This is a genomic window from Veillonellales bacterium, from assembly GCA_039680175.1.
In the GTDB taxonomy this organism is placed as follows: Bacteria; Bacillota; Negativicutes; order JAAYSF01; family JAAYSF01; genus JBDKTO01.
This window is the reverse complement of sequence record JBDKTO010000026.1, coordinates 1-21751: the sequence shown is the minus strand read 5'-3', so window position 1 is coordinate 21751 and position 21751 is coordinate 1. Positions and strand designations below refer to the sequence as shown.

The window sequence follows — 21751 nt, the reverse complement described above, 5'->3', positions numbered from 1 at the left end:
ACGATGACAATGAAAGTACTGATCCGTCAAGAACGACCGGAAGATTATGACAATGTTTATGAATTGGTGCGGACGGCCTTCGCCTGCGCCGAACATACAAATCATGACGAGCAGGATCGGATTTAAAACTACCGGCAGATGTGTTCATGGCATGCGAACTGACGGAAGGCGGACTCGATGGGGTACAGGGTCGAGTAGAGTTTGCGCCGGAGTTCAACTTGGAATAGGCGGAATTGTAACTAAAACAAGGGGGCGGAAATGTTGTTTTAAAAAACAGTATTCCTGCCCCATGTTTTTATTAGTTTTCCCCTTGTAGTTTCTCGCAACGAACTGAACAAGTTCCGCCGCCGACTCACGCCGGAGTGGAAAGGCACGGTCATGGTACATATAATAGACAAGCAATGACCAATAACCTGCCCCCTTGTCAGCTCGCCGATACAGCCGTTTAAACGTGTTTCCTCTGTCTTAGCTTATAGCGAAACCAGCGTCCGCAATCCGTCCATATGGCGACAGCTACAAGGCCGCCGATGAATAGCTTTTCCCAGTTCAGTCCACGGTAAAACTGATCAATAATTAAAAATATAAGGCTGATCAGGCATACAAAACTACAAGCGCGCATCACTTTTTCCCCCTTAATCTTCTTACTTAAATTATAATTCCCCTTAAGGGGCAAGAGAAATTACGTTTAGTTATCAAAACGATAAAAAACTTTTATTATTGGGCGTCGAGATATTCTGTGAGGCCATTGGGAATATTAGCGTGTTCCGTAAAAATAAAAAGGAGTGATCTCATGGCTGGTGTTAGCACTTTACTTTTACGAAAAGCAAGCGACATAACGAACGTGAGCTGCGGCGCACTAGTAAGTTCGATCAGTGCTCCATTCGCTAAAAACGGCTCTACCAGGACGAAGGGCAGGATACTTGCACCCACTCCATCCAGCACTGCCTGTTTAATGGCCTCAGCGTCGCTGTATTCGATAAAGGAATGAACCTCTTTTTCCTGTACTGCTTCTTCGACCTTAGTTCGATACACACACCCCGGGCGGAAATTAATAAAAGGGTACTGGCTTATATCCCGTGAATTATTATTTGCGGCAGCCAAATCACGGCTGGCTACCCCTATCAATTTTTCCTTGTACAATTCAAATTGGATTATTTGACTGCTGTTAATTTTATTGTGCGCAATCGCTATATCAAAAGTATTATCCATAAGTCCTTCTATGGTTACGGAAAGATTAGTACAAATATCTACAAGTACTGAACCGACAATTCCACGATTTTGAAAGTCCAACAATACCGGTGAAAGAATATAGCTGGCTGCGGTAGTCGATGCTCCCACTCTTATGGGAGTATTCAAATCAGAGAAGCTTTGCATGACGGTATTAACGTCGCCGTAAACGACCAGCAGTTTTTCTGCCTGTACAACCAACTCACGCCCGGCTTCAGTAATATAAAGCTTCCTGCCAATACGCTCAAATAAGAGAACCCCATAATGCTCTTCCAAGGTTCGAATCTGAGCAGTGACTGCTGGCTGCGTAAAATTCAACTGCTCGGCAGCTTGCGTGATGTTGTTCAATTTTGCTACTAACAAAAATGTTTGAAATAGTTGAATATCCATCTACTAATTATCCTCCAAGCGGCGCCGTTATTAAGACAATGCTTCCTGTCAGCTGATTAAGCTCCGTATATCATGTTTCGTCTTTATCGGTGCAATACCTCCCCATTGACGCATTTCACATATACTGATACCGGAACAGAAATTGCAAAAATGCAAACAGGAAGAAAGAACTGCCGTCACAATGCCGGCAGTTCTTTCTTCCTGTTTGCTGCTTTCTATTGCCGTTAATAGCTCCGGCAAGCCATCTTTCGCTGCTGATTGCGAGCCACAACGGAAAGGGCGTAATTCAATACAAAATACGTCAGTGCAATCATGCCAAAGATAGTAAATACTTGTTCCGTCGTTCCATACCGTCCCATAATGATCATGCCTTTGCCGGTCAGTTCTTCAATACCTACCGCCCAGACAAAGGACGTGTCCTTGATGACCGTGGTAAACTGGGAAACCAGCGGCGGAATCATGTTCCGCAGTGCCTGGGGCAAAATGATATGGACGACAGTCTGGTAGTACGTAAGTCCCTGGGACTTGGCTGCTTCCCATTGTCCTTTATGGATGGAGTTCAGGCCGCCCCGGACAATTTCGGCAATAATGGCGGACGTGAACACCGTCATGGCGGTAATGCCGGCAAAAACCGGCGGCAGAGTGGTCATAAACCGAGCTGCCAAAATAAACAGCAGCAGCGGGGTATTGCGGACCACTTCAATGTAAAACGTGGCAATCCTGCCAAGGAGAAAGTGGCCGGAAAACCGGGCCAGCCCCAGGATAGTGCCGAAGATCGTACTGAGAATAATAGAACCGACGGCAATATACAATGTAATTAATAATCCCTGTCCCAAAAAGCCGATTATTTCCAGCTGAAATACGTCTTGAATCATAAGGCTACCTCCAGCTTACGTTCCATACGCCGGGCATAACTGGCCAGAGGAAAACAAATTGAAAGATACAGCAAGCCGGTAACAATGTACGCCGGGCCATAATAAAGATTGTTGCTGGACCAGGAATCGGCGTGATACATCAAATCGCCGCCGGCAACCATAGCCAGCACCGACGTGTTCTTAATCAGACTCACCGCCTGATTCGTCAGCGGCGGATAAGCAAGACGCTTCGCCTGCGGCAGGATAATATGCCGCATGGCTCCCCAGTAAGAAAATCCCTGGGACAAAGCCGCTTCCATCTGTCCTCTGGGTGTAGCCTGAATTCCCGCCCGGACAATTTCGGCAATATAAGCGCCGTGATAGATTCCTACCCCTAAAACCCCCACTGAGAAAACCGGCAGCATAACCCCTAAGTGAGGCAGACCATGATAGTAAAAGAAGATTTGAATAACCAGCGGAGTATTTTGAATAAATTCCACATACACCCGGTTGATAGCCCGAAGCAGCCTATTTTGCGCCGTGCCCAGCACGCCGAACAGAATGCCCAGCGCCAGTGCCAGTGCCAACCCGAGCAGGGAAAGCAGAATCGTTCCGACAAAGCCCTCAGCGAATACCGACCAGTCCCGGAACAAAGCCTCCCACTTAAACCAAGCAAACGGTCCGTTCACTATTTGAGACCCCACTTTTGAATCAGTTTATCCAATTCGCCGGATTTCTTCATATCATTAATAGTATCATTGACTACTTTAGCCAGATTGGTATTCGCTTTTTTCGATGCTACGCCGTATTCCTGGGGAGTGTAGCGGTCAGCCAGAATAACGGTGGAATCATCCAGGTAGCCAAATAAAATAGCGCCGTCAACCGAGAAGCAGTCAATCCGCCCGGAATCCAGGGCTGTTTTAATTTCCGGATACGTGCCGAATTCCAGGAAACTGACTTTCACGCCGTCTTTCGCCGCTGCATCCTGAATGGCTTTTTTGCTGGTTGCGCTTTGAGCCACACCGATCTTTTTGCCGTTCATATCTTTCAGACTCTGAATACCCGAGTTTTTCTTAACCATCAAAGCAACACCGTCGGTAAAATACGGGTCGGAAAAATTATAGCTTTGCTTCCGTTCATCGGTAATCGTAAAGGTAGCGATAACCAGATCGACTTCACCATTATCCAGAAGCGGCCCGCGGGTCTTGGCGGTTACTGCCTGCACATCAATTTTATTTTCGTCTCCCAGAATTTTCTTAGCGATTGCTTTCGCCAAATCAATTTCCATACCGTCTACTTTTCCGGTGGCAGGATCTTTAAAGCCGAACTTCGGAACATCGACTTTCACGCCGACTTTTAAAACTCCTCTGTCTTTTATCGCTTTAATATCAGCGGCCTGCCCGCTGTCTTTACCGGCATTGGAATTCGAACCGCTTGAACCGCAGCCTATAACCAGCAAACTCATAATCATTACAAAAACAGCCGCCAAAATAGATACCTTTTTCATAATCTGACATCTCCTTATTTATTATTTTCATAACGGCAAGGCCGTCTAATGAACGATCCGGCTTAAGAACAATTTTGTCCGCTCGTGCTCGGGATTGGTAAAAAAGTGCTCCGGCGTCCCTTGTTCCAAAATCTCCCCTTCATCCACAAACACGACTCTGTCGGCGACACGGCGGGCAAACCCCATTTCGTGAGTAACAACGACCATGGTGATTCCCTCATTGGCCAAACCGACCATTACGTCCAGCACTTCCTGAATCATTTCCGGGTCCAGTGCCGAAGTCGGCTCGTCAAATAACATAATTTGCGGATGCATATTGAGCGCTCTGGCAATTGCCACCCGCTGCTGCTGTCCACCGGACAGCTGAGATGGATAGGCCTTGGCTTTTTCCTTCAGCCCCACCCGCTCTAAAAATGCCAGCCCGGAATCAATGGCTTCCGCTTTGGAAACTCCTTTCACCAGTATGGGAGCCAGCGTTAAGTTTTCCAATACCGTCTTGTGTGGATATAGATTGAACTGCTGAAATACCATTGCCACCGATTCCCTGATTTTGGTCACCGGAGCGTTGGGCGCCGTAATGTCCACGCCGTCGATCGTCACCGTTCCCTTGGTCGGCTTTTCCAACAGATTGATGCAGCGAATCAGCGTACTTTTCCCCGACCCGCTGGGTCCAAGGACCACCACCTTTTCACCGCTGTCGACGGAAAAATCAATTCCCTTTAAAACATGATGTGAACCAAAATATTTATGGATTCCCGCCAATTTAATCATTCCGTTCCTCCTTTTGAATCAACTGGAAAATGAAAAAAGCCAAATAATTATCTGTTAACAGATAATTATTTGGCTCCATTGCCAAAATAATTCAATTAATACTATGTTTATTTATTTTACAACTTTATCAGAATTTTGTCACACAGCCAATTTAAACATACCCATCAATTATCATTTATATAGTAAATATTCCTTCAATAATCGCCGAATATCGTTTACTTTCATCAGCAAAAATCATTCTTCCCGTGTACAGCTTTATTGCCTTTCCCACTGCTCCCATCGTTCTGTTATCTCCTCCAGACTGTCGCCGCCGAATTTTCTTAAAAATTCTTCGCCAATCACCGTAAGGGCCGCGGCCTCGCCGACAACAGCCGCCGCCGGCACCGCGCAGATATCGCTGCGTTCGACGGCAGCGGTGCAAGACGCTTTTGTTTTAATATCGACTGTCCGCAAGGGCTTGTATAATGTCGGGATAGGCTTCATGGCACAGCGGATTACAATATCCTGGCCGTTGGACATGCCCCCTTCAATGCCGCCGGCATTGTTGGTCCGGCGGTAATACCCTTGCTCCGGGCTATAAAATATTTCGTCATGAACCGCTGAGCCTTGCCGGGAAGCGCAGGCAAAGCCGCCGCCGAATTCAACGCCTTTAATCGCCTGGATGCTTTGCAAAGCATAGGCCAAGCGACCATCCAGCTTGCGATCCCATTGCACATAGCTGCCCAGCCCTACCGGTACACCGGTAATCACAATTTCAAATACACCGCCTAATGACTCACCCTCCCGTTTGGCCTGATCAATCCGTTCGATAATTCTTTGTTCCGCCTGTGGATCAACCACCCGAACCGGTGATTCTTCGGCCCGTGCCAAATCGGCAAAAGAGTAGTTAGAAACACCGGCAGCTATACCGCCGATGCTGACCACATGACAGGCAGCCGCAATATTAAAGTTCTGCAACAGCTGCCTGACAATACTGCCGATGGCTACCCGGACGGCCGTTTCCCGGGCGCTGCTTCGCTCCAGCACATTGCGAATATCGTCAAAACCATACTTGATGCTTCCCGGCAAGTCAGCGTGCCCCGGCCGGGGAGCAGTCACTTGTTTGTCGTCGCTTTCAATTTTTACCGGATTCATATAGGGAATCCAGTTCTCATAATCTTTATTGGCAATGCTGAAACTAATCGGACTGCCCAGAGACTTGCCGCCTCGCACCCCGGATAGAAATTGGATTTTATCGGTTTCAATTGCCATGCGGCCGCCGCGGCCGTAACCCTGCTGGCGGCGGGCCAAATCCCGGTTGATTGCCGCAATGTCCATTCCCACCCGGGCGGGAAAACCTTCGATCATCCCGATCAAGCCTGAACCATGGGACTCGCCGCCTGTCAAATAACGCATCATGCTATATCCTCCTGTCCCGCTATTCTCTTGTATCCATTGGATAAGAGCCTAGTATTTTCAGCCATTCCACCTGTTCTTCAATTTCTTCCAACAGGCTGGCATTTGCGTCAGCTTGAATATGTCCTAGAAAATCAATATAAAAAACATACTTTCCCAGCGTGTTTTTCGCCGGCCTGGATTCAATGCGAGTCAAATTTATATTGCGGTCGGCGAAGAATTTTAATATTTTATATAAATTTCCCGGGCAATCACCGGGAAAAGCAAAAGCAAGCGAGGTTTTATCCCAGCCTGTGGGAGCAAATCGGTTCCCGCCGATGATTAAAAAACGTGTCTGATTAAATGCATTGTCCTGAATGTTTTCTTCGGCAACTAAAAGGTTATAGAGCTCTGCCGCCGTCTTCCCTGCCACAGCGCCGTAAGCGGCGCCATTTTTTTTCGCCAATTGGCAAGCTTGCGACGTACTGGAACAAGGAATTTGCTTAATATGAGGATAACGTTCGGAAAAAAAGTTATGGCATTGTTCCAGCGCCTGCTCGTGAGAGTAGACATATTGAATTTCATTGATATTCGGGCTGCTGCTTAGCAGACAATGTTCGATGTCAAGAATCATTTCACCGCAAATTGCGGTCTTGCATAGGTTAAGCAGCATATCCATCGCATTAGCCACTGCTCCGTAGGTGGAATTTTCCACCGGCAGTATCCCGCTGTCCAGCCTGCCCTGCTCCACGCCATTAATAATAGCGGCAAAGCCGGAGAAAGGTATACATTTTGCTTTCTCCCCAGATTTTGCCGCATAGCGGCAGGCCGCTTCATAACTATATGAGCCAGACGGTCCAAGATAACCAAGTTTCATATATTCACCCCTCGTGATATCCTATTGAGTAATCTGCTGTAATAATTTGCCAAAACCAGGAAAAGAGATGTCAATACAGTCACTGTCGGCAATTCTTGTTTCCCCCTGGGCAAACAGGCCGCAAACAGCCATCGCCATGGCAATGCGATGATCATGATAACTGTTGATCGCAGCGCCCTTAATCTGATTCGGTCCTTCAATCAGCAGCCCATCCGGCAATTCACGAATGGCGACGCCCATTTTCCCCAATTCCACCGCCATGGCCGCCAGCCGGTTTGATTCTTTGACTTTCAATTCTTCCGCTCCGGTAATCCGGGTAACGCCGTGAGCAAGGGCGGCCGCTACCGCCAGTACCGGAATTTCGTCAATCAGCCGGGGGATCATTTCCCGGGTTACCTCCGTACCGTGAAGCTCGCCGCCTGTTACAATCAAATCGCCCGCTTCTTCTCCGCCGCTGCTTTGAACATTGGCCAGGCGAATATCGGCGCCCATTTGCCGCAATACGTCAATAATGCCGGTCCGGGTAGGATTGAGTCCCACATTTTGAATTACCAGCTGCGCCCCCGGCTGGGCAGCGGCGGCAGCCAGGAAAAACGCCGCCGAAGAAATATCCCCCGGTACTTTGATCCGCTGCCCTTCCAGCCTGCCCTTACCGACAGTAACTGCCGCGCCGCTGCGCTCAACCGGAATACCAAAGCAGGCCAGCATCCGTTCGGTATGGTCCCGTGATACCATTGGCTCTTCCACCGTGGTTTTGCCGGCGGCATAGAGGCCGGCCAATAATACCGCCGATTTGATTTGGGCACTGGCTACCGGCGTTTGCCAGGTAATTCCCTGCAAACCGCCGCCCCGGATCACTAAGGGAGCATATTGACCGGTAACCCGGCCGTCAATCCGCGCTCCCATCTTTTGCAACGGCGCGGTGACCCTGGCCATAGGCCGCTGCCGCAAGGATGAATCACCGGTGATAATACTCATAAAATTCTGTCCGGCCAAAATACCGGACATCAGCCGCATGGTAGTGCCGGAATTTCCCGCATCCAGTACATTCGTAGGTTCCTGCAAGCCATAAAGCCCCTTGCCCTGTATTTCTACCCGCTGTCCGGTCTGTTGAATGTCAATACCCAAAGCCTGAAAGCAATTCATGGTACTGAGACAATCCTGTCCGTTCAAAAAACCTTCGATTACGCTTCTGCCCGAACTGATGGCAGCCAGCATAATCGCCCGGTGGGAAATTGATTTGTCGCCGGGCACCGTGATTCTGCCGGAAATTTTGCCGATTTTGTTAATTACAAGCATACGCTTTTCTCCTTTACACAGCAGCCATAACTTTCTGTACGGAAGACATGAGCCGCCCGAATTTTTCCGGCTTTAACGATTGGGCTCCGTCACATAAAGCCTGTTCGGGTTGATGGTGAACTTCAATCATCAGCCCGTCAGCGCCGGCGGCCATCGCGGCTTTAGCCAGTGTCTCCACCATCGACCACTTGCCGCAGGCATGACTGGGATCGACAATGATCGGCAGATGGCTTAGTTCCTGAACTGCCGGAATAATGCTTATATCAAGGGTATTTCTGGTATAGGTATCAAAAGTTCTGATCCCCCGTTCACACAAAATCACCTGAGAATTGCCGCCGGAAAGAATATATTCGGCAGCCATTAGAAATTCTTCCAGCGTGGCGCTTAATCCTCTTTTTAACAGAACCGGCTTTGCGCTTTTGCCGGCCCGCTTTAAAAGTGGAAAATTCTGCATGTTTCGCGCACCGATTTGTACCAAATCCGCATATTCCTCTACCAGATCAAAAGTTTCCAGATCCATCACTTCCGTTACAAAAGGCAGCCCGGTAGCTTCTCTGGCTTTCGCCAATAACTTCAGTCCGTCTTCCCCCATTCCCTGAAAACTATAAGGTGACGAACGAGGCTTGTAAGCGCCGCCCCGCAGCATGGCAGCGCCATAGCCCTTGACCAGGGAAGCCGTATGGATCATTTGCTCTTCACTTTCTACCGAACAGGGTCCGGCGATCACTGCTTTGTGTCCGCCGCCGATTTTGCAGCTGCCGATTTCAACAACCGTATCAGCCGGATGAAAAATTCGGCTGACCAATTTATAAGGCTTCTGAACCCGTATAATTTTTTCAACCTGGGGATTAGCGGCGACAGCGCCTAAATCCAGTTTGCTGGTATCCCCCACTAAGGCAAAAACAGATTGCTGCGTCCCTTCAATGCGGGAAACTTCCACCTCCATCTGCATCAATCTGGCATGAACCTTTTCCACTTCTTCCCGGGGAGCTCCCGTTCTCATGACAACCAACATACTCTCTCCTCCTCAATTGTCCCGCGAAAAAAAGAGAAGAGGTTCTTTTAGTAAGAACCTCTTCTCTCTGGCGGATATGCATTTTACTATATCATACTTAGCAACAGCATTCTATATCTTCGGGGTCATGGCAGAGATTCTTCAAAAAGTTTGCCGCATATTCGATTTTTCCCAACGCAAAATAGCCAGCGCTAAAATAATAGCCTTGGCTAAAAAAGCTAAAGAAAAAACCGCTATGCAACTGACAAGCCGTTTGCCCGCTCTCCATGATAACATTCCCCTCTGAACATGATCTATATATCACAATAGAATACTACAATAATAAAATTATAGTATTCTTGTGTAACGTTGTCAAGATAAATCTGTCGCTATACAGGAATATTGTCTCATTCTACTGCCCCACTCTGTCCCGTACTTATACTTTATTAATTATACCCTCTTCAGATATATATTCACTATATGGCTGAATTACCGAACTTCCTGCTCAAAGTAACACGAGCATATTTTACAGAGGCGATTAGACAAAGGGTATAGCTAAATAATTCAGTGGCTTCTTCCACTGCATTTTTTACTATGCGGACATAAAAATCTCCGAGGAGATGGCGCCATAATAGTCCCATGCCAAGCAGACGGGAAAAAACGAAGAGGTTCACTAACCCGCAAACCATAATGAAGTAAAATTTTCCCCGGCAAAAATCAGCTAAACCACGCACCGTACTTTCCTTGTTTTTGATGGCTAAGATAATGCAAACTACGGTAATGGCCATTGCAATATAACACCATGATACCGAAATACTGTCAAAGAAAAAATCAAACTCACGAATTAACATACAGGTAAAAAATCCAGCGATTAAAATCATACCGTACCGAATTTTGGGACATCGAATCGCAAGATAAGTATAAATACCAATAATAACGGCCAAAAAAAATTCCCCTAAACATTCTGTCAAAGAAATTTCCGTAATGGGATTCTTCAATATTAAAATATCAATAAAAGGAGCTTGTAATACTATCGCAGTAATGGCCATAAAACTGAAATACTCTACTGCTTTTTCCTTTAAAAGCGAAAATTGATCCTTCATTGTCGAGAGCCCCCTATAAATGAATATTTTTACCGTTGGTTATAATAATATTTTACCACTTCACCCAATTAATTTGCAATAAATGAATCACCTAGGTGTAATACGGCGGCTGCTGTGCAATATAAACAAAGATTTAATAACCGTATAGTATATCCACTAAAAAAACCAGCTCTGCTACTCAGTTATTGAGCAGCAGAGCATATAATGAATTATTTAATGAGTATAGGCCCGCTTCATCTTGCACTCACGATTCAACTCAACACCAAATCCGGGACGATCTAAAACCGTCTTATGAATTCTGCCATTTAAAGGAACAGGTTCATTAATCAGAATCGGGTCGAATTGAGGACGAAGAGCTGAGCAATCCGGACTTGTCATCAAAAATTCGCTAAATGGTGTATTCGTAAACGTAATAACAACATGATGCGAATAAACGGAAGAACCATGCGGCACGACCAATTGCCCCCGTGATTTGGCAATGGCTGCAATTTCAGTCAAAGTAGTTACGCCACCACACCAGCTTACATCAGGCTGTAAAATATCTAACCCGAGATCCGAAAGCATTCTGAACGATTCAAGATTACCATGATGCTCACCTGTGGTTACCAGCATTCCTTGCGGTGCATTGCGTTTTAACTCTTTGTAGCTTTCATATTGCTGGGGAGGAAAGCATTCTTCAATCCATTTTAAATTGTATGGCGCACAGGCATGTGCCAATTTAGTCGCATAATTTACATCTTGACTCATCCAGCAGTCCAGCATCAGCCAGAAATCAGGGCCGCACTTTTTACGAAATTCCGCAACCATAGCAGCATCTTTCTGTATCCCTTGATCGCCATCGTGCGGACCGTAATGAGTCGGCATTTTCCCGCCAATAAACCCCATGTCCTTCGCTAAATCCGGCCTAGCACCGGTAGCGTAAAACTGAATTTCATCCCGAACGGCCCCGCCTAATAATTTGTAAACAGGTATATCGAGTACTTTACCATATAAATCCCATAATGCATTATCTACACACGAAATCGCATTCATCACAATACCGCCGCCACCGGAATAGTACCAAGTTGCATTGAGCATCTGGTCATGAATTAATTTAATATCGGACACACATTTTCCCTCAACAAAACGACTAAGGTGCTTTTCAACAATGAAGCATCCCATCTCTCCACCCGTGGAAATTGCAAAACCGGTTATGCCATTGTCAGCTTCGACTTCAACGATTAAGGTACCCAATACATTAATTCCAAAGGATTGGCGGGATTGTTCATACTCTTTATACTTGCTCATTGGTGTGGCAATATGATTATCAATCCAATGATTCCCTTTTTGATCATGATAATCACCGCCGCCACTGCCTTTTTCCGCAGTCGCTCCTCCCATAAAATAGGCGCGAATTTCTTTGATCTTTGGTAATTTCATTACAAAGTTCCTCCTTTTACTACCCATTTATATTAGACCTTATTATTATGAACCGCTTCGATCCTTGCTCCTTCCGATTTGCCCATTCCCATTGAAAGTGCAGCAAATAAAAGTACCGCTCCCAGGAAAGATACTGAAGCAAGGGCAAATAAACCGGCGGAAGGACTGATGGTTTGTTCCGCCCAAGCTCTTAAATTCGGCGCAATAAAGCCGCCTACGTTTCCAACTGCGTTAATAAGGGCAATCGCACTTGCTGCGGCTACGCCACTTAAGAACTTCGTAGGGATTGTCCAGAAAACTGGTTGGACGGTAATGAAGGCTGATATTGCAACGCTTAATCCAATAAGGCCGATTACCGGGGAACTTGTAGCTGAGCCGTATAGCCCCAAACCGCCGCAGACCATTAATATAGCAGCCAAAACGCCACGTTTACCGGACCGGTCGGAGTATTTAGGAATAATTATCGTCGCGACCAATGCGCATAACCAGGGAATTGCACTTACAACACCAACCATAGTACCTACTTTTACCCCTAATAAACCGGATACCTGTGTGGGTAAATAGAAAGTAAATCCATAAACACTAATCTGGATTGTGCAATAAATAAGGGCAAGATAAATCACTTTAGCATTACCGAGAATTTTCCATGCACCGACATGACCTGTTGGTTTATTGGTATTTTCTTCATCTATTGCCGCGTTAAGAGCTGATTTTTCCTCATTATTAAGCCATTTTGCATCGCTTGGCTTATCATCAAGATAAAATAAAGTCCAAACGCCTACAATACTGGCCAGTACGCCTTCTACAACAAACAGCCATTGCCAGCCGTGAAAACCCAGTAAACCGTTTAGATCTAAAAGTATACCGGAGAGCGGTGCCCCGAAAATAAACGAGAGCGGCGCGCCCATGTAGAATAGGCCTGTAACAGCCCCACGTTTTTCAGCAGTAAACCATTGAGTCAGGTAATAGATGATGCCCGGGAAGAACCCGGCTTCGCAAACACCAAGCAGGAATCGTCCGGTTAAGAACAAAGGCTCTGTTGTTAACCATGCAAAGCTGGCAGCAACAATTCCCCAGGTAATCATTATTCTGGACAACCATATTCTTGCCCCAAAACGATACATAGCAATGTTGCTTGGAACTTCAAGAACTGCGTAGCCTATGAAAAAGATACCCGCCCCCATTGCATAAGCGGCATTACTTACCCCCGTATCAAGCTGAAAAGCTTGTTTTGCAAATCCGATATTGGCACGATCTAAAAAAGAAAGTACATACATGAGCAAAATAAACGGGACAATCCTTTTTTGCGCCTTATCCATCGCAATTGCGGCTAACCCTCTGTTAATCATCGATGCCATATGTAGCACACTCCTCACCTATAATTTTATCGATAGCCTATTATCCGATAGCAACCTGTACATCAATTAATTCAATTTAAAATGTTCAAATAATTAAGCATATACTGCAACGAATTCAATCAACGATGATATATCCCCTTTTATGAACTAACAAACCTTTCTTTTAAAGTTTTCATTATCCCAGCGGTCTCTCTGGCAATAATTATTTCTTCATTCGTGTTGACTACCACTACCGGAACTTTACTAGCCGCGCTGGTGATGACACCTTCGCCAGCCAATTGGTTATTATTTTGATCATCAAAGTTAATCCCCAAAAAGTCTAAATCATGACAAATTTTGGCACGAACCATCGCGTTCTTTTCACCAACCCCGCCGGCAATAACCAGCAAATCCATACCGCCCATAGCTGCGGCATACGCCCCAATGTACTTTTTGGTACTATACACAAAGGCATCAATTGCGATCTGCGCCTGTTCATTGCCTGCATCAGCCGCTGCTTCTACGTCTCTGAAATCGGCAGTTGTGTCTGACAGCCCTAGCCAGCCGCTTTGTTTATATAAAATATCATCCATTTGATCGGGGCTTAGATTAAACTTTCGCATGATGTGAGTAATAATCGCCGGATCAATATTACCCGACCTGGTTGACTGAATCAGGCCCTCGCAAGGCGTAAACCCTGTCGAAACGTCAACCGACTCGCCCCACTTCATGGCATTGGCAGTACAACCGCTGCCTAGCTGCAGTGATACAATGCGCTGTTTTGCAATAGGTACATTAACTATTTCACTGGCCCTTTCAATCATATATGTAAAGGAAATTCCATGAAATCCGTAGCGACGGATACCGTAATCGTTGTAATAACGATAAGGCAGTCCGTAAAGATAGACGTGAGGTTTTAAGTTCCGATGCAGGGCATTATCGAAAACCCCTACCTGAGGAATACCCGGCATAGCTTTCTCACACAGCTCAATTCCCATTATATTGGGCGGATTATGCAATGGCGCCAGCTCGATACATTCCTTTAGTGCATTAATAACCTCTTGCGTAATTAATACCGAACCACTGAATTTTTCTCCCGCATGTACAACGCGATGCCCGATTGCCGCTATGTCGCTATAGCTGCTTATAATTCCGCATACAGGATCAGTTAATGCGGTAAGAACCATTTTTAACCCTGTCTCATGATCAGCGATAAAGATGTCTTTCTTTACAATATAATTATCGTTGCTTTTAAAATTAAAACCGCTTTTGGGGGATCCTATTTGCTCTACTGAGCCTTTTGCTAAAACAAGCTTTTCATCCATATCAATTAATTGATACTTGATGGACGATCCGCCACAATTGATTACTAAAATATTCACATGATCCCTCCCCGTCTGCTGACATTATGAGCTAATAACCGTATTTTTCATTGAACCGATATCCGAAATCGAGATAACGATCTGATCCCCAGCATGCAATGTTCCTTTCCCCGGAATAGTACCTGTCAGTAACACGTCTCCCGACTCAAGTGTCATGATATTTGAGGCATGAGCGATCAGTTCGGGAATTTTGACAATCATGTCCCGCGTAGATCCGCTCTGCAAGCGCTTATTGTTTAAATAAGTTTCCATGTACAGCCGGTCAGGATTAATATCACTAACAATATAAGGTCCTAATGGGGTAAATGTATCAAATCCCTTAGGAAGCAGCCACGGCTTTCCGGATTCCAGCAAATCAACGGCAGTAACATCATTGGAACAAGTATACCCCAGTATATAATCCATGGCTTCCGACGGAACAATTTTGTACCCGCGCTTTTTTATAACTACCGCTAGCTCGATTTCATAATCCACCTGCCGCGAAATGCCCGGAAGGATGATGTTCGTATCAGGTCCGGTCACTCCGGATGCCGGTTTTAAGAAGAATAAAGGAGTGGACGGTATCTCAACAGCTAGGGCGTTGGCCATACTATAATAGTTAACGCCTACACCGATTATCTTAGTCGGGGTGCACGGGCTTTGCAGTTCTACTTCCTCCAATGGATGATAGTTGCCGGTTACACTCCATCGTGTATAAAAGCTGCCGTCAATTTCAGCCACAACCTTTTGCTGTCCAAATTGAGTCAGTATACCGCTATGAGTTATATCACCGTGCTTATAGCAAACAAAGATCGGCATAGAAAATTCCTCCTCAGTTACAAGATACCCCCACTACCTTTTGCAGCATTTTATTTGCTTTTGGGCAGGATTTTTTCAAGATCGGTATGCGGACGAGGAATTACATGGACGGAAATCAATTCACCCAAACGTTGTGCCGCTTGACCACCGGATTCAGCCGCTGCTTTAACTGCACCGACATCGCCGCGTACCATAACCGTTACAAAGCCTCCACCGATTTTTTCATAGCCAATCAGTTCTACATTGGCGGCTTTCAGCATCGTATCGCCTGCCTCAATTGCTGCGATAAGACCTTTTGTCTCTACCATTCCTAAAGCTTCATTACCCATTTTTGCATCTCCCTTTCATTTTTAAAATAATTTATTTTAATGTTGCTTAAGACCAAAATCTATTTAGGAAGAATCTTCTCAAGATCGGTATGCGGACGAGGAATTACATGGACGGAAATCAATTCACCCAAGCGTTGTGCTGCTTGACCGCCGACTTCTGCCGCTGCTTTAACCGCACCGACGTCGCCGCGTACCATAACCGTTACAAAGCCTCCGCCGATTTTTTCATAGCCGATCAGCTCTACGTTAGCCGCTTTCAGCATAGCGTCACCTGCTTCAATTGCTGCTATTAGGCCTTTTGTTTCTACCATTCCTAGCGCATTCGACATTCGTAGCATCTCCTTTCGTTGTTAACGATTTTTTTGGTTCTTCCTGTTCTTTTTTTGATTCTTCAGTTTCAGTTTTAACCGGAATAATCGGTAAAGCCGTTCTCGCAATCACATGTCCGACAGCATTTTTACCAACTGCTCTTGCTATGAGCAATCCCGAATCAACTGCAGCCTGCACACTGGCAACGTCGCCGGTTATTTTCAGCAACATCAGCCCGCCGCCCTTGACACGTTCTAAGCCGACTATAGTAACATCGGCTGCTTTAAGCGCCGCATCTGCAGCAGCATAAGCCGCACTTAAAGCTTCTACTTGAATCAGGCCTAAAGCACCACTCATCCATTCTCCTCCTTCCGCCTTATAGATTCAGAAACAGCTTCGAGGCACTTATATCAATGATAGTAACTGTTTATCAGGAGACGAAACTACAACGGCATCAACCAAAACGCCTTCTGCGGCAATGTCTTTACTCACTGCATCAACTGCCATTTGGACTGCGCCGATCGATCCCGTGATATATACAATGCCTTTTCCGCCCAAACCTTGAGCAGTTCTAACATCCATTACGTCTACTTGTGCGGTTTTTACTGCCATATCCGCTGCCTTGATTGCCGCGGGAACGGTGAAGGTTTCAATTACACCAATCGCACCATATTCCTTAACAGCTGCAGTCCCCATCATTCCCCGCAGAACATTTTGATCGATATTGCCCAGTATGATAGAATCGGTGATATCGTTGCGGGCAAGCGCACAGCCAGCCTCAACCGATGACTTTACCGAACTTATTTCACCGCTGACGATAATTAGAAACTTACCGGGGCACATTGTTTTGGCATGAAGCGTTATTGCAGCGGATTTTAAACAAGTATCTGCGACAAGATACGCCTTGGCTATATTTTTCATTTCAATTACACCTACTGCATGCTGCATCTTCAAATGCCTCCTGTCTTGCCAATGGTAATTTCACGGTCAACTGCTGTAATAACCCCGTCAATGCTGGCATGAATATTGGCGCCTAATACGTTGGCTGGAACTTCCGCAACGACCTGTCCGGTCTTAACGGCATCGCCTGCTTTAACAATCGGTTCAGCCGGGGATCCGATATGCTGCAGAAGCGGTAACTTAACTTCATTTATGCTAAATGTTTCAGTATACCAGGGTGCCGGTACATCATAATCATGTAACCCCAAACGGTTGATCAATCTCTTTATGGGAATAAGGCGATAGCTTCTTGCCGGATGAGGCTGACAGTCCTGGCCCACCCAGCTGATCTTGAGGCCAGCTTTACGTATTTGTTCCTTTAACATCCGATTGACTTGCCTTGGCGATAATTCAAAAGGACAAGCATATAAATCGCAGGCGCCGCATTCGCAGCATAACATTGCTTCTTTTACAGCGGATAGATCCGGTTTGTCATACGCTACCATTCGCATAGCCATATGAGGCCGAATCGGATGTCCCAGCAGATGCCGCGGACATAATTCACTACACCGCTGGCATTGACTGCAAACGCTTAGCGCGCGTTTCAGATTTACGCTGAAGGATCGCCGTTGGCCAATGATAACGGGATGATCTTCCGGTAAAACCAGAATACCCTTCGTCGTTTTGGTTACGACCTCGCCAGGTTGCGTCTGTTTTCCCATGCAGGGTCCGCCATTTATCAACACAAAATTATCAATGGTTGGGCCGCCGGCAATTTTAAGAAGCTCGCTGATGACCATTCCTAGCGGCACTTTCACAGTGCAGGGTTTATGAACTGCACCGGCTACAGTAACAAATTTGTGAGTAACCGGCTTGTTTTGAAGTGCCCTATAAATATTCAACAGCGTTTCAACATTGATAACCACCGCCCCAACACTTAGAGGGATTTGTCCTGGCTGAACATGCTTTCCGGTTACGGTATATACTAAAACCTGTTCATCACCAGCCGGATAAATATCGTCCAAGAGGCATATTTTAAGGTTAGAGTTTTGGAGTGCGTTTATTGCGGATTCCAACTGGGCGATAGCCTGACTATACTTTTTTTTTAGCCCGAATATACCGGTTTTAGCTCCTGTGAATTCAACAATCGCTGCTAATGCAGCTGTAAGCTCTTGTGCATATTTGACCATTAGCATTTGGTCGACACGCAGCAATGGTTCACATTCCGCACCGTTTACTATAATGGTCTCCGGACTGCCTTTGAGTTTCATCCAGGTGGGAAATCCAGCCCCGCCGGCGCCAACAATACCTGCTGACTTGATAGTCTCTAGAAGCGTACCAGACATAACAGCCACCTCTTCATACCGTATAAAGTGAACCTACAATTACAGTTCTTTCTTCCCGGGTATATGTTTTCGGAGTACAAATACCTTCACCGGTGGGACTTGAAATAGTATGGGAATAGTGACCTTCGGCCCCAACCGCCAAACCGGCTCCGCTCGGTCCGTTAACCACCATAATATCGACCTTGAGAGCCTTGGCATAGCGAGTAATGCGCGTAACATCCTGACTGTGGATTACAGCTGTGTGGTGAAAACCTTGCTCAACCTTTACCGCTAAAGCTAACGCTTCGTCAAAATCTTTTACTCGTACAAAAGGTATTACCGGCATCAATTGTTCTTTCATTACCAATGGATGCTCCCCATTAAATTCGGCAACTGCTATTCTGATGTCATTACTCGCCGCAATTCCGGCAGCATTTAAAATTAATGCCGCGTCCTTGCCAATCATATCAGGCGCAAATTTTTCTCCATTAGGTAAAATGCGATCAACTAATCTAGCCTTGTCATTCTCATCTCTTACGAGATAAGCGCCGTTTTGCTCTAAATGGAACAACAGTTCATCCGCAATCTTATCCACCGCAATAATTACTTTCTCAGCGATGCACAAAACAGTGTTATCAAAGGAGGCACCATCGACAATACATTTCGCCGCGTAGCTTAAGTCTACCGTCTCATCGACTACAGCCGGAGGGTTGCCGGGACCGGCTCCGATGGCCTTTTTACCGCTGCTCAAGGCTTTCTTAACTACATCAGGGCCACCGGTAGCTACGATCAAATCAATGTCCGGATGACTAAGAACCGTATTGAAATTGTCCATGCTTACTTTATCACCAACAACAATCAGGTTTTCCGGTCCGCCCATTGCTGCGATTGCACGGTTATACAGCTTAGTCATCTCAATGGCTGTGCGAATTCCCTTGGGGTGAGGCAGCAGTACAATGGAATTGCCGGCAGCAATCATTGAAATAGCATGGTTGATTATACAAGAACCGGGATGAGTCGCCGGTTCAATCGATGCAATAACGCCAAACGGCGCTCTTTCAATTAATACCAGACCGCCATCACCCGTTTTTGCTTCAACCTTGATATCTTCAATGCCCGGAGTCAAACGGGCTGCATTTAATTTCTTCTGAATCTTATCAGGTACACGGCCATACCCTGTTTCTTCATTTGCAATACGAGCAATTGTTTCAACATTATCAATACTTGCCTTGCGAATCGCATCAATAATGTTACCGCGTTCCGCAAGACTCAGAGTCATAAGCTGCTGTTGTGCATTTTTTGCCGCTTTTATTGCAGCAGTTATATCCGCGAATACACCTTCGCTTCCTTGTCGGGAAACAGTGCCTTGAGCGGCAACAGCACCAAATTTTCCCGTTCTTGCATAAACATCCTCATTAATATCGGGTTGAGGTGCTGCCGCTCCTTGCGGCATAGTCATCAATACTTTGGCAACTATATTGGCAATTCTCTCTTCATCGATATTCATCGTAAACACCCCGCTTTATCTCTTTTCACTTGGAATATCGCGAATACCGACGATTAAGGCATCAACCGGGCGGTTTTGCATATTACCGTCTACTCTCGCCGCGCTTCCCAGTGCGACAACAACCTCGTCATCGATACCGGCTCCAAGATAATCTACAACTACGATCTCATCTTTGCTATTTTCCGGACGAACCGTTAGGAGCTTTGCGCCAACCAGTGAATCCATCTTCCTTGTCGCAACAACAATTCCCGTTACCCTTGCCAGCAGCATTTTGACACCTCCACCTTCAAAATTTCGACAAATGCGTTATTGTCGAAAGCTACCGCATTCGCGTCATCTACATCAATGTGCATATATAGATTGGTATTACTTGAAACGCGGATTTGCACTTTACCAAAGATGGTAGGTTTAGCACTTAAAACTCTTACATCTACTTCCTCATTGTTACTAACGCCAAGGCGCTGGGCATCAATCGGATTCATATGGATGTGCCGATTTGCTACAATTGCGCCTTCCTCCAGTTGTAACGAACCGGCTGGCCCCACAATGGTTATTCCCGGTGAACCAGCAGTATCCCCCGACCTTCTTACCACGGGTTTAACACCGAGATAGCGAGCATCGGTTCGAGATATTTCCACTTGGGTAACAGGTCGTAAATCGCCTAATATTCTAACGCCTTCAATCGCTCTAAGCCTTGGACCTACCAGCGTAACAGTTTCCTTTGCGGCATATTCACCCGGCTGCGGCAAGTCTTTGAGTTTTGTTAATTTGTGCCCCTTGCCAAACAGAATTTCAAGCTGCTCCTGGCAAACGTGCAGATGCCTGGCCGATACTCCTACCGGAATAGCCGGTGCAGGGCCAGCAGCAGCCAGCTGCTGGTTGGCTGCTTCCTTTACTTGAACTTCTCCCTTTACCGGACTTGCTTTTAGTTCAGCTAGTACTTGTTCGGTAATCTTTTTTATCAATAATTCATTCATCTGATTTCACCTTCTATCTAACAAATGTCGACGGTTGCTTCGCTGCCACCAGTCTCGATCCGAGTAGTTTTCCCATCTGCTCCTGAAGCTTTTTTCGTACTGATAAATAATGGTACTTATCAACTTCGTCAATTGGCAGGCGTGGCGCTCCCATATTAAATCCCCTAACTTCCAGCGACAGCTTATAGCCTAACGGGAATTGAATGGAAGCCATTGTTCGAAGTACAGGCCAGAGCGACTGTTGAAGCTGCAGTGCTTTTTCTCTATTACCTGTTTTGTATTCACGATAAATTCGAGTAGAAATTTCAGGAACAGCGCCGCTGGCTGCGCTGATGCATCCGGCAGCCCCAATATCCAGCGCTGAATATTGCATATCATCATAGCCTGTAAACACTGCAAAATCTTCGCGTCCGTGTTGACGTGCAAGATCGATCATATGGATTAAGTAATTCATGTTGCCGCCGGAATCCTTAATACCGACAATGTTGCGAATAGTAAGCAGCTTCTCGAAGGTTTCCAAATTTATCGGCGTAGTAAAGGCAGGAATGTTATACATAAGTACACTGATATTTACCGATCCGGCAAGTTTTTCAAAATGTTTGTAAACCACCTCCTGCGGATATGTTACATAATGCGGGGCTAGCCCTACTACTGCTGCGCAGCCCAATTTCTCGGCATATTTTGCCAGTTTTATTGCAGTATCGGTCGCACTCGAACAAGTTCCCGCAAAAACCGGAACACGGCCAGCTGCCTGCTCAACAACAATATCCATCATTTTGTACTTATCTTGCAGAGATAGATGGAAAAATTCTCCTACGGAACTAATTGGAAACAATCCACTAATACCATTTTCAATCATAAAATCAATCCATTGGCGCAGTACTGGTTCATTGATGCAGCCATCCTTGGTGAAAGGCGTCGCCATTGCTGCATTAACTCCACTTGGTATGAACAATTATGTCACTTCCCCCATCTAGTATATTTTTCTGAGAGTCAACTTGAGATTCTTTAGAATCCTCTAAATCCGCCATCC

The 21751-nt window shown here is 46.0% G+C and carries 24 protein-coding genes and 2 pseudogenes; 2 read left to right on the top strand and 24 right to left on the bottom strand.

The window, feature by feature from the left end:
• The first annotated feature begins 3 nt into the window (after positions 1–3).
• Complete coding sequence (locus ABFC84_04475; protein MEN6412009.1) at positions 4–126, top strand: hypothetical protein; 123 nt, start codon at positions 4–6, stop codon at positions 124–126.
• A 588-nt stretch (positions 127–714) separates the two neighbouring features.
• On the opposite strand, the gene ABFC84_04470 is transcribed toward ABFC84_04475, so the two are convergent.
• From ABFC84_04470 to aroF, 9 genes are all read right to left on the bottom strand, one after another.
• Positions 715–1617 (bottom strand): LysR family transcriptional regulator, encoded by a 903-nt coding sequence (locus ABFC84_04470; GenBank protein MEN6412008.1) that lies wholly within the window; start codon positions 1615–1617, stop codon positions 715–717.
• A gap of 224 nt (positions 1618–1841) precedes the next feature.
• Complete coding sequence (locus ABFC84_04465) at positions 1842–2492, bottom strand: amino acid ABC transporter permease (GenBank protein MEN6412007.1); 651 nt, start codon at positions 2490–2492, stop codon at positions 1842–1844.
• Positions 2489–3175 carry an amino acid ABC transporter permease gene (locus tag ABFC84_04460; protein MEN6412006.1) on the bottom strand — a complete coding sequence of 229 codons (687 nt, stop codon included), beginning with the start codon at positions 3173–3175 and terminating at the stop codon, positions 2489–2491. Before ABFC84_04460 ends, ABFC84_04465 begins: the two co-directional genes overlap by 4 nt.
• On the bottom strand, positions 3160–3978 hold the full coding sequence (locus tag ABFC84_04455) for a transporter substrate-binding domain-containing protein (protein MEN6412005.1): 819 nt from the start codon (positions 3976–3978) through the stop codon (positions 3160–3162). The genes ABFC84_04460 and ABFC84_04455 overlap by 16 nt, the downstream gene beginning before the upstream one ends.
• 45 nt (positions 3979–4023) lie before the next feature.
• Positions 4024–4749, bottom strand: coding sequence for an amino acid ABC transporter ATP-binding protein (locus tag ABFC84_04450; GenBank protein ID MEN6412004.1), 726 nt, complete (start codon positions 4747–4749; stop codon positions 4024–4026).
• A 255-nt stretch (positions 4750–5004) separates the two neighbouring features.
• A complete protein-coding gene (aroC, locus tag ABFC84_04445; protein ID MEN6412003.1) occupies positions 5005–6147 on the bottom strand; it encodes a chorismate synthase in 1143 nt (380 codons plus the stop codon).
• A 19-nt stretch (positions 6148–6166) separates the two neighbouring features.
• Positions 6167–7000 (bottom strand): prephenate dehydratase, encoded by an 834-nt coding sequence (gene pheA, locus ABFC84_04440; protein MEN6412002.1) that lies wholly within the window; start codon positions 6998–7000, stop codon positions 6167–6169.
• A 21-nt stretch (positions 7001–7021) separates the two neighbouring features.
• A complete protein-coding gene (gene aroA, locus ABFC84_04435; protein MEN6412001.1) occupies positions 7022–8299 on the bottom strand; it encodes a 3-phosphoshikimate 1-carboxyvinyltransferase in 1278 nt (425 codons plus the stop codon).
• A 13-nt stretch (positions 8300–8312) separates the two neighbouring features.
• Complete coding sequence (gene aroF / locus ABFC84_04430) at positions 8313–9314, bottom strand: 3-deoxy-7-phosphoheptulonate synthase (GenBank protein MEN6412000.1); 1002 nt, start codon at positions 9312–9314, stop codon at positions 8313–8315.
• Here aroF and ABFC84_04425 point away from each other — a divergent pair.
• Positions 9301–9600, top strand: a complete 300-nt coding sequence (locus tag ABFC84_04425; protein ID MEN6411999.1) for a hypothetical protein — start codon at positions 9301–9303, stop codon at positions 9598–9600. The genes aroF and ABFC84_04425 overlap by 14 nt on opposite strands.
• Positions 9601–9769: 169 nt before the next feature.
• Here the strand turns inward: ABFC84_04425 and ABFC84_04420 are convergent, their stop codons facing one another.
• From ABFC84_04420 to ABFC84_04350, 15 genes and pseudogenes are all read right to left on the bottom strand, one after another.
• Positions 9770–10396, bottom strand: a complete 627-nt coding sequence (locus ABFC84_04420; GenBank protein ID MEN6411998.1) for a hypothetical protein — start codon at positions 10394–10396, stop codon at positions 9770–9772.
• A gap of 213 nt (positions 10397–10609) precedes the next feature.
• Positions 10610–11815 carry an L-rhamnonate dehydratase gene (gene rhmD / locus ABFC84_04415; protein MEN6411997.1) on the bottom strand — a complete coding sequence of 402 codons (1206 nt, stop codon included), beginning with the start codon at positions 11813–11815 and terminating at the stop codon, positions 10610–10612.
• 32 nt (positions 11816–11847) lie between these two features.
• The gene (locus tag ABFC84_04410) at positions 11848–13173 is read right to left on the bottom strand and encodes an MFS transporter (GenBank protein MEN6411996.1); all 1326 of its coding nucleotides are present in this window, start codon (positions 13171–13173) and stop codon (positions 11848–11850) included.
• Between the two features lie 140 nt (positions 13174–13313).
• The gene (locus tag ABFC84_04405; protein ID MEN6411995.1) at positions 13314–14534 is read right to left on the bottom strand and encodes an acetate kinase; all 1221 of its coding nucleotides are present in this window, start codon (positions 14532–14534) and stop codon (positions 13314–13316) included.
• A 24-nt stretch (positions 14535–14558) separates the two neighbouring features.
• Positions 14559–15332: a fumarylacetoacetate hydrolase family protein gene (locus ABFC84_04400; GenBank protein ID MEN6411994.1), complete on the bottom strand. Its 774-nt coding sequence runs from the start codon at positions 15330–15332 to the stop codon at positions 14559–14561.
• Positions 15333–15382: 50 nt separating this feature from the next.
• Positions 15383–15661 (bottom strand): BMC domain-containing protein, encoded by a 279-nt coding sequence (locus tag ABFC84_04395; protein ID MEN6411993.1) that lies wholly within the window; start codon positions 15659–15661, stop codon positions 15383–15385.
• A gap of 59 nt (positions 15662–15720) precedes the next feature.
• Positions 15721–15990 carry a BMC domain-containing protein gene (locus ABFC84_04390; protein MEN6411992.1) on the bottom strand — a complete coding sequence of 90 codons (270 nt, stop codon included), beginning with the start codon at positions 15988–15990 and terminating at the stop codon, positions 15721–15723.
• Positions 15938–16327, bottom strand: coding sequence for a BMC domain-containing protein (locus tag ABFC84_04385; protein MEN6411991.1), 390 nt, complete (start codon positions 16325–16327; stop codon positions 15938–15940). Before ABFC84_04385 ends, ABFC84_04390 begins: the two co-directional genes overlap by 53 nt.
• Before the next feature lie 48 nt (positions 16328–16375).
• The gene (locus ABFC84_04380; protein MEN6411990.1) at positions 16376–16918 is read right to left on the bottom strand and encodes a BMC domain-containing protein; all 543 of its coding nucleotides are present in this window, start codon (positions 16916–16918) and stop codon (positions 16376–16378) included.
• A 23-nt stretch (positions 16919–16941) separates the two neighbouring features.
• A pseudogene (locus tag ABFC84_04375) lies at positions 16942–17124 on the bottom strand (biotin/lipoyl-containing protein).
• A gap of 204 nt (positions 17125–17328) precedes the next feature.
• A pseudogene (locus tag ABFC84_04370) lies at positions 17329–18255 on the bottom strand (4Fe-4S dicluster domain-containing protein).
• Between the two features lie 13 nt (positions 18256–18268).
• Positions 18269–19741: an aldehyde dehydrogenase gene (locus tag ABFC84_04365; protein ID MEN6411989.1), complete on the bottom strand. Its 1473-nt coding sequence runs from the start codon at positions 19739–19741 to the stop codon at positions 18269–18271.
• Between the two features lie 15 nt (positions 19742–19756).
• Positions 19757–20011: a EutN/CcmL family microcompartment protein gene (locus tag ABFC84_04360; GenBank protein MEN6411988.1), complete on the bottom strand. Its 255-nt coding sequence runs from the start codon at positions 20009–20011 to the stop codon at positions 19757–19759.
• Positions 19993–20718, bottom strand: coding sequence for a phosphate propanoyltransferase (locus ABFC84_04355; protein MEN6411987.1), 726 nt, complete (start codon positions 20716–20718; stop codon positions 19993–19995). Before ABFC84_04355 ends, ABFC84_04360 begins: the two co-directional genes overlap by 19 nt.
• Before the next feature lie 13 nt (positions 20719–20731).
• Positions 20732–21673, bottom strand: coding sequence for a dihydrodipicolinate synthase family protein (locus ABFC84_04350; protein ID MEN6411986.1), 942 nt, complete (start codon positions 21671–21673; stop codon positions 20732–20734).
• Positions 21674–21751 lie beyond the last annotated feature (78 nt).

Excerpts from the sequence above, each read along its gene's own strand:
- ABFC84_04475 (MEN6412009.1), top strand. The coding sequence starts at position 4 with ATGACAATGAAAGTACTGATCCGTCAAGAACGACCGGAAGATTATGAC.
- ABFC84_04470 (MEN6412008.1), bottom strand. The coding sequence starts at position 1,617 with ATGGATATTCAACTATTTCAAACATTTTTGTTAGTAGCAAAATTGAAC.
- ABFC84_04465 (MEN6412007.1), bottom strand. The coding sequence starts at position 2,492 with ATGATTCAAGACGTATTTCAGCTGGAAATAATCGGCTTTTTGGGACAG.
- ABFC84_04455 (MEN6412005.1), bottom strand. The coding sequence starts at position 3,978 with ATGAAAAAGGTATCTATTTTGGCGGCTGTTTTTGTAATGATTATGAGT.
- ABFC84_04450 (MEN6412004.1), bottom strand. The coding sequence starts at position 4,749 with ATGATTAAATTGGCGGGAATCCATAAATATTTTGGTTCACATCATGTT.
- aroC (MEN6412003.1), bottom strand. The coding sequence starts at position 6,147 with ATGATGCGTTATTTGACAGGCGGCGAGTCCCATGGTTCAGGCTTGATC.
- pheA (MEN6412002.1), bottom strand. The coding sequence starts at position 7,000 with ATGAAACTTGGTTATCTTGGACCGTCTGGCTCATATAGTTATGAAGCG.
- aroA (MEN6412001.1), bottom strand. The coding sequence starts at position 8,299 with ATGCTTGTAATTAACAAAATCGGCAAAATTTCCGGCAGAATCACGGTG.
- ABFC84_04425 (MEN6411999.1), top strand. The coding sequence starts at position 9,301 with ATGACAACCAACATACTCTCTCCTCCTCAATTGTCCCGCGAAAAAAAG.
- aroF (MEN6412000.1), bottom strand. The coding sequence starts at position 9,314 with ATGTTGGTTGTCATGAGAACGGGAGCTCCCCGGGAAGAAGTGGAAAAG.
- ABFC84_04420 (MEN6411998.1), bottom strand. The coding sequence starts at position 10,396 with ATGAAGGATCAATTTTCGCTTTTAAAGGAAAAAGCAGTAGAGTATTTC.
- rhmD (MEN6411997.1), bottom strand. The coding sequence starts at position 11,815 with ATGAAATTACCAAAGATCAAAGAAATTCGCGCCTATTTTATGGGAGGA.
- ABFC84_04410 (MEN6411996.1), bottom strand. The coding sequence starts at position 13,173 with ATGGCATCGATGATTAACAGAGGGTTAGCCGCAATTGCGATGGATAAG.
- ABFC84_04400 (MEN6411994.1), bottom strand. The coding sequence starts at position 15,332 with ATGCCGATCTTTGTTTGCTATAAGCACGGTGATATAACTCATAGCGGT.
- ABFC84_04395 (MEN6411993.1), bottom strand. The coding sequence starts at position 15,661 with ATGGGTAATGAAGCTTTAGGAATGGTAGAGACAAAAGGTCTTATCGCA.
- ABFC84_04390 (MEN6411992.1), bottom strand. The coding sequence starts at position 15,990 with ATGTCGAATGCGCTAGGAATGGTAGAAACAAAAGGCCTAATAGCAGCA.
- ABFC84_04385 (MEN6411991.1), bottom strand. The coding sequence starts at position 16,327 with ATGAGTGGTGCTTTAGGCCTGATTCAAGTAGAAGCTTTAAGTGCGGCT.
- ABFC84_04380 (MEN6411990.1), bottom strand. The coding sequence starts at position 16,918 with ATGCAGCATGCAGTAGGTGTAATTGAAATGAAAAATATAGCCAAGGCG.
- ABFC84_04365 (MEN6411989.1), bottom strand. The coding sequence starts at position 19,741 with ATGAATATCGATGAAGAGAGAATTGCCAATATAGTTGCCAAAGTATTG.
- ABFC84_04360 (MEN6411988.1), bottom strand. The coding sequence starts at position 20,011 with ATGCTGCTGGCAAGGGTAACGGGAATTGTTGTTGCGACAAGGAAGATG.
- ABFC84_04355 (MEN6411987.1), bottom strand. The coding sequence starts at position 20,718 with ATGAATGAATTATTGATAAAAAAGATTACCGAACAAGTACTAGCTGAA.